We start from the raw sequence: 6,523 nt of genomic DNA on the forward strand, positions 1-6,523 counted from the left end.
CAGGAGGCGCCGCATGACCGCATCGATGCCCGGGCAGGCCGGGGAGATCGGCGCGGGCTCGCCGCTCGGGATCGTCGAGTACTTCGACGGGTTCGCCGAATCCGACGCCAACGCCGACACGGTGATCCGCGCCGCCGCCGTCCTGGCCGAGTGCCCGGCGGGCGCGCGCTGGCCCTCGGGGACCACCATCCGCTACGACGCGGCGGGGCACCCGCTGCCCGCGGACGCCGCGCCCCCGCGGACCTTCGGCACCGACCCGGCCGTGTGGCTGGAGCGGGCGGGCGCGGCCCGGCCGCTGGACGACGTGCTGGTCGCGCGGTTGCGGCACTGCCTGCGCATCACCGCGCGCCGCGGGCCCGCCGGGCCGACCGGGCTCGACGACCCCGCGCTGCTCGAGATCGTGGTGTCGGAGGAGCAGCGCCGCGCCGACCGGGTCCGGGCCCTGCGGCTGCTCGGCGCCGACCCCGCGCGCCCGCTGCGCCTGCTCGCGGTGTCCGGTCCCGGAGCCGCCGCGGCGGTGCGCCTCATCGACGCCCACGTCCCGGTGGTCCGGTCGGCGGTCCTCGACACCGTCACCGCGGTGCTCGTGCAGGCCGCCGTCCCGGATCGCGACCTGTCCGACACGCTCGATCGCGCCGTGGTCGGGGCGTTCCCGGTCGCGCGGCGGGGGGCCGAGGGGCCCTGGGTCGGCCTGGGGGAGCGGCTGCCCGCCCTGGCCGCCGCCACCTCCTGGGATCAGGCCCGGCGGGCGTTGCGGTTCGCCTCCTCCACCCGGCACGGGCGCCGCGTGGTCGCCTTCGAGCGCCTCGGCTCGCTGGCCCTGCTCGGGGAACTGCCCGTCGCCCGGCTGCTCGCCGCCCCCGACGTGGCGCGACTCGGGACGCTCGCCGCGACCGAGGCGGGCGCGCTCGCCGTCGACACCCTCGAGGCGTTCTGCGTCTTCGGCTCGCTGCGGCGCACCGCCGCCGAACTCCACCTGCACCACAGCACCGTCGCGGCCCGCATCGCCCAGGTGGAGGCGGTGATGGGCTGGGACGTCGGCGACGCGCTCGACCGGTTCACGGCGACCCTGGCGCTGATGATGCGCCGCATCGCGCTCTCCTCGGCCGAGCTGCCCCCGGACCGCTGAGCCCGATCCGACGTCCGTCGGGCCGGGGACGCGAATCCGGCGACGGCCGTCGGGTGATCCGGGTCACCCGCATCGGTGACGATCGACGCACTCCCGACACGCCGCCGGGAGATCCGGTGAGGGAGAAGGAGTTCCACCATGGCGGTCATCGACCCGAACAACACCTGGGCGCCGCTCGAAGAGCGCCTGGCCGCGACCACCGACGCGCGGCACCGCGCCGTGCTCGGCATCGTCATCGAGCACATGAAGGCCGAGGCCGCGCCGGACCTGGACGGGCTCATGCGGACCCTGGTCCCCGCCCCGGCCTATCACTTCTGGAACGCCGGTCAGGACGTCGGGCCGAAGGGGCACGACGGGGTGCGCGCCTACTACGCCGATTTCGTCGCCAGCCGCAGCAACATCCTCGAGTACGCGCTCGATCGCCTGGTGGTCGACGACCATTGCGTGGTGACCGAGGGTTTCCTGAAGCAGATCTATCCCGGCGCCTACGCCGCGCGGATCGGGATCCCCGTCGACGACCCGGCCGCCGACTACCTCGTCGTGTTCCGGCAGCTGCTGCTGTGGCCGATCTCGGCGGACGGCCGCATCGAGGGCGAGGATTCCTATCATTCGGGCCCGGTGGAGATCCGGAAACTGCGTTTCGACGAACTGCCGCGCGAGTACGTCGAACTCGTGCACGCGGGCGCGTAGCACGACCGGACCCGATGCGAAGGAGGACGAGGGATGAACCGACACGCGGACCGGCGCCGCACCGACATCGCCACGCTGCTGCTCGACCGGCTCGGCGACCGGCGGCTCGGCCTGCGCACCCGCGACGCCGACTGGACCTGGGACGAGGTGGTCCGCGAGTCGGCCGCCCGCGCGGAACTGGCGCGGGCGCTGCGCCGCGACGGCCCGTTCCACATCGGGATCCTGCTGGACAACGTGCCCGACTTCGTCTTCTGGCTCGGCGCGGCCGCCCTGGCGGGCGCGACCGTGGCGGGCCTGAACCCCACCCGGGGCGACGCGCAGCTGGCCGCCGACATCGCCTACGTCGACTGCGGGCTCGTGGTCACCGACGCCGCGGGGATGGCCCGGCTGGCCCGCCTCGACCTCGGCCTCGCGCCGGACCGGTTCCTGCTGGTCGACGACCCCGGCTACGCGGCCCGGGTCGCGGCGCACCGGGCGGAACCCGTCGCGGTGGGCGGGCCGGATTCGCTGCTCCTGCTGCTGTTCACCTCCGGGACGACCGGTGTCTCCAAGGCGGTGCGGTGCACGCAGCGCCGCCTCGCGGTGATCGCCTACGCGGCCAGGGACAAGTTCGGGCACGTGCGCGAGGACGTCGACTACTGCCCGATGCCGCTGTTCCACGGCAACGCCGTCATGGCGCTGTGGGCGCCCGCGCTCACGGTCGGCGCGACCGTCTGCCTGACCCCGAAATTCTCGGCGTCGCAGTTCCTTCCGGACGTCCGCTACTTCGGCGCGACCTTCTTCACCTATGTCGGCAAGGCGCTCGGCTACCTGCTGGCCACGCCCGAGACCCCGGCGGACGCGGACAACACGCTGGTGCGCGGGTTCGGCACCGAGGCGTCGGCGGCCGACCAGGACGAGTTCCGGCGCCGCTTCGGCGCCGCGCTGTTCGAGGGCTACGGGTCGAGCGAGGGTCCCAGCCTGGCCGCGCTCGACCCGGCCGCGCCGCCGGGCGCGCTGGGCAGGCCCGCGCATCCCGGTGTCGCGGTGGTGGATCCGGAGACCCTGCTGGACCGCGCGCGCCGAGCTGGACGAGTACGGCCGGGTACGCAACCCCGACGAGGCCATCGGGGAGATGGTCGACAAGGCCGGGGCGGCGGCGTTCGAGGGCTACTACAAGAACGAGGACGCCGACGCCGACCGCATCCGCAACGGCTGGTACTGGACCGGCGATCTCGGCTACATCGACACCGATGGGTACCTGTACTTCGCCGGGCGCAAGGGCGACTGGCTGCGGGTGGACGGCGAGAACACCTCCACCCTGCTCATCGAACAGGTCCTGCGCCGCCATCCCGCCGTCATCGCGGCCGCGGTCTTCGGGGTACCCGATCCCCGCTCCGGCGACCAGGTGATGGCCGCGATCGAGGTCGCCGACCCCGCGGCCTTCGACCTCGCCGGGTTCACCGCGTTCCTCGCCGCCCAGCGCGACCTCGGCGCCAAGGGCATCCCGCGCCTGCTGCGCGTCTCGGCGGACCTGCCGGTCACCGGGTCGAACAAGGTGCTCAAACGCGCCCTGCAGACCCAGGCCTGGCGCACCGACGAACCGGTGTACCGCTGGGCGGGTCGCGGCGGGCCCGACTATCGGCTCATGACCGAGTCCGACAAGCGCGCCCTCGCCGAGGAATTCACCGCACACGGCAGGCAGCGCCTGCTCTGACGCCGCTCGGCTGCCCGGCGCCGCACCGGCCGGCGGACGCAGCCGGGCCGGACCTCGGCCGACTCACGCCGTCAGTTCGCGTTCCAGCGGTGTGCGGAAGCGGGGGATCGTGCGGACGTCGCCGAACCACGCCGCGGTGCGCGCGGCCTCGGCGGCGACCAGCGCCTCGATGTCGGCGCCGACGTCCTCGAGCAGGCGGGTGACGATCTCGCCGTCGGCCCGCTGGGCCCAGCCGCCGACGATGCGGCCGTCGGCCCAGATGGTCGGGCCGATGTTGCCGTTGCGGTCGAACAGCCGCGGACCGTGCGGGCCGAGGAACCACTCGCGCGACTGCCAGCCCATCGGGGTCGGGTCGAGGGCGGGCAGGAGTGCGGCCCAGGGTTCGGGCGCGGGCACCGGGTCGAGGTCGTCGGCCAGCGCGACGCCGGTGCCCCCGTCGAGGTCGACCTCCACCACCGGCAGGTCGGTCAGCGCCTTGCGGACCTCGGTCAGTGTCCAGCCGGTCCACCACTTGATGTCGCTCACCGGGGCCGGGCCGAAGGTGTGCAGCCAGCGCCGGACGAGCTCGGCGCGCGCCTCGTCCGCCGGGACCGGGGTGAAGCCGCCCGGCAGCCAGGTCTCCACCGGCACCCAGGTGTAGTGGCTGCTGGCCCAGGAGCCGTTCGGGCGGCCACGCACGATGCGGCCCTGCGCGCCGAGCACGACCAGCACCCAGGTGGTGATGCTGGTCGGTTTCGAGTAGGACTTGCCCGGCGCGGTGTCGACCTGGGTGCGCAGGCGCGGCACCGCCCTGCCCAGCTGCGCGCCGGTCGCGGTGCCCAGACCGAGGAGCGTGTCGTGGGTTTCGGCCTCGACCTCGGCCAGCCAGGTCGCGACGTCGCCCTCGACGACCCCCTCGAGATACTTGCCGTAGGCCCGGCGCTGCTTGACCGCCAGCGCGTCGCAGCAGGAGGCCTGCAGGACCGGAAGCAGGTCCGTCGGCGCCACGAACATGGTGCGGCGCATGGCCAGCAGGCGCAGCAGGGTCCGCTCGTCGTAGAGCGCCCGTTCCATCGCCGACGGAGTCAGGACCGTGCCGCGCGCGCAGACCGAGAGGAACACGGTGGCGGGGTCGGTGGCGTGCAGCACGACCATCGAGCGGGCGATCTCGAGGGGATCGTCCACGCGGGCCGGGAACGCGAGCCGGTGCCGGACGCCGAGGCGGGCGCGTCGCTGCGCGGTGTCGATCGAGACCATGGGCGGATCGTAGGCGCCGCCACCGACAGGCCGGGGCCGCGTGGTGCGCGATCACGGGTCGCGGTGCGCGATCCGCGGTATCGGCCCGCCCGGCGTGGGACCATCGGAGCATGCGCCCGCTGGTGGCCCTGGCCGTGCTCCTCCTGTCCGCCGGACTGCTCGCCGCGCCGGGCACACCCGCCGGCGCCGAACCCGGCTGCGCCGGAGGGGTTTCGGTGACACCGGTCGCCGTCCCGGTGGACGGCGAGACCGCGACCGGCCGCGTCTACGAGCCGTATCGGTGCGCGCCCGGTGACCTGCCCGCCCGGGCGCTGGTGGTGGCCGTGCACGGGCACACCGGTTCCTCGGCCGACCTGCCCGAGTACATGACATCGCTGGCGCGGGTGGGCGGGGCGCCGCTGCTGCTGATGGACCTGCGCTCGGCGGACAGCGTCTGGCGGACGGGCGAGTGGAACCTGTGGGCCGGGCAGCGGGACGTCGTCGCCGCCACGCGGTGGTACCGCGAGGAGCACCCGGGGATCGGCCGGACCGTGCTGTGGGGCTGGAGTCAGGGCGGGATCACCAGCGGGCTGGCCGCCGCGTACGCCCCGCCGGGCACCTTCGACTACTGGGTCGACAACTACGGACCCGCCGACACGGTGACCACGTGGTTCAGCGCGGGCCGCCTCAACGGGGCACTGCCCGGGGAGATCGAGCGCGACGCGGGCGGGTGTACCCCGGCGCAGTGCCCGGCCGCCTACGCCGCCCGCTCGCCCGCGCTGCTCGCGGGGCGGATGAGCGTCGCGCGGGCGGTGTTGATCCACGGCGTGGCCGACGACGTCGTGCCCTACGCGGCGAGCGTGGAGATGCGGGCGGGCCTCACCGCGGCGGGCAAGCCGCTGTCGTTCTACACGATCGTCACCGGGCGCGATCTCGGCGGCGCGGTGGTGCCCGGCGATCACAGCGTCGGGCCCGCCCTGTTCGAGGGCGGGTGCGTGGTGCTGCGGCTGCTGGCGGGCACCGAGCCGCTCGACGGATTCCAGACCGACTACCTCGTCGACGTCGCGAACGGGCTGGTCACGGCGCCGCCCGCGCCTGCGGGCGCCAAGTGCGCTGCCTGAACCGGTCCGCGTGGAACAAGATCGGCATCCCCGGTCGTTGACCGGTGCGATACGCCGACGACGAGGAGATGCGCGATGACCGAGCCGACCACCTGGCGGGGCGCGGAGCTGGACCTCGACGCCTACCTGGCCCGGATCGGCTACGACGGCCCGCGCGTCGCCACCCTGCCCGTCCTGCGCGCGCTGGTCCGCGCGCACACCACGTCCATCCCGTTCGAGAACCTCGAGATCATCCTCGGCCGCGGGGTCCCGCTCGACCTGGCGTCGTTGCAGGACAAGATCATCCGGCGCGGCCGCGGCGGCTACTGCTACGAGAACGCCGGTCTGTTCGCCGCCGCGCTGGAACGGTTCGGGTTCGGTGTCACGGGGCTCAGCGGTCGCGTGACCATGGGCGTCGTCGACGCCGCCCCGGCGCGGCCCGCCACCCACGCGCTGCTGCGCGTCACCACCACCGACGACCCGCGGGCCTGGCTGTGTGACGTCGGCTTCGGCGCCGGCCCGCTGGAGCCCTACGAACTCGCCGACAGCGGTGGGGAATTCGCGCTCGGCGACTGGCGGTTCCGCCTGGAGCGCCGGACGGGCGCCCTCGGCGCGCCGCTGTGGGTGCTGCACCAGTTCGCCCGCGACGGCTGGGTCGACCGCTACTCCTTCACCGAGGACCCGCAGTATCCG

The 6,523-nt window shown here is 74.5% G+C and carries 5 protein-coding genes and 1 pseudogene; 5 read left to right on the forward strand and 1 reads right to left on the reverse strand.

Features of this window, described 5'->3' with window-relative positions:
* Positions 1-13 precede the first annotated feature (13 nt).
* The 3 genes and pseudogenes from ON36_RS09050 (at position 14) to casI (ending at position 3,515) form a co-directional block, all read left to right on the forward strand.
* Positions 14-1,129, forward strand: coding sequence for a PucR family transcriptional regulator (locus ON36_RS09050; protein WP_043650297.1), 1,116 nt, complete (start codon positions 14-16; stop codon positions 1,127-1,129).
* Between the two features lie 138 nt (positions 1,130-1,267).
* Positions 1,268-1,819 (forward strand): nuclear transport factor 2-like protein, encoded by a 552-nt coding sequence (locus tag ON36_RS09055; protein ID WP_043650299.1) that lies wholly within the window; start codon positions 1,268-1,270, stop codon positions 1,817-1,819.
* Between the two features lie 33 nt (positions 1,820-1,852).
* Positions 1,853-3,515, forward strand: a pseudogene (gene casI / locus ON36_RS09060) (steroid-22-oyl-CoA synthetase).
* 63 nt (positions 3,516-3,578) lie between these two features.
* On the opposite strand, the gene ON36_RS09065 reads toward casI, so the two are convergent.
* Positions 3,579-4,751: a winged helix DNA-binding domain-containing protein gene (locus ON36_RS09065; protein ID WP_043650301.1), complete on the reverse strand. Its 1,173-nt coding sequence runs from the start codon at positions 4,749-4,751 to the stop codon at positions 3,579-3,581.
* A 110-nt stretch (positions 4,752-4,861) separates the two neighbouring features.
* On the opposite strand from ON36_RS09065, the gene ON36_RS09070 reads away from it, so the two are divergent.
* Together ON36_RS09070 and ON36_RS09075 are read left to right on the forward strand one after the other, a co-directional pair.
* Positions 4,862-5,851, forward strand: coding sequence for an alpha/beta hydrolase family protein (locus ON36_RS09070; protein ID WP_043650304.1), 990 nt, complete (start codon positions 4,862-4,864; stop codon positions 5,849-5,851).
* 75 nt (positions 5,852-5,926) lie between these two features.
* Positions 5,927-6,523 (forward strand): arylamine N-acetyltransferase family protein (locus ON36_RS09075; protein ID WP_043650307.1); only part of this gene is annotated, 597 nt, incomplete at its 3' end.

Source organism: Nocardia thailandica NBRC 100428 (assembly GCF_000308795.1).
GTDB lineage: Bacteria > Actinomycetota > Actinomycetes > Mycobacteriales > Mycobacteriaceae > Nocardia > Nocardia thailandica.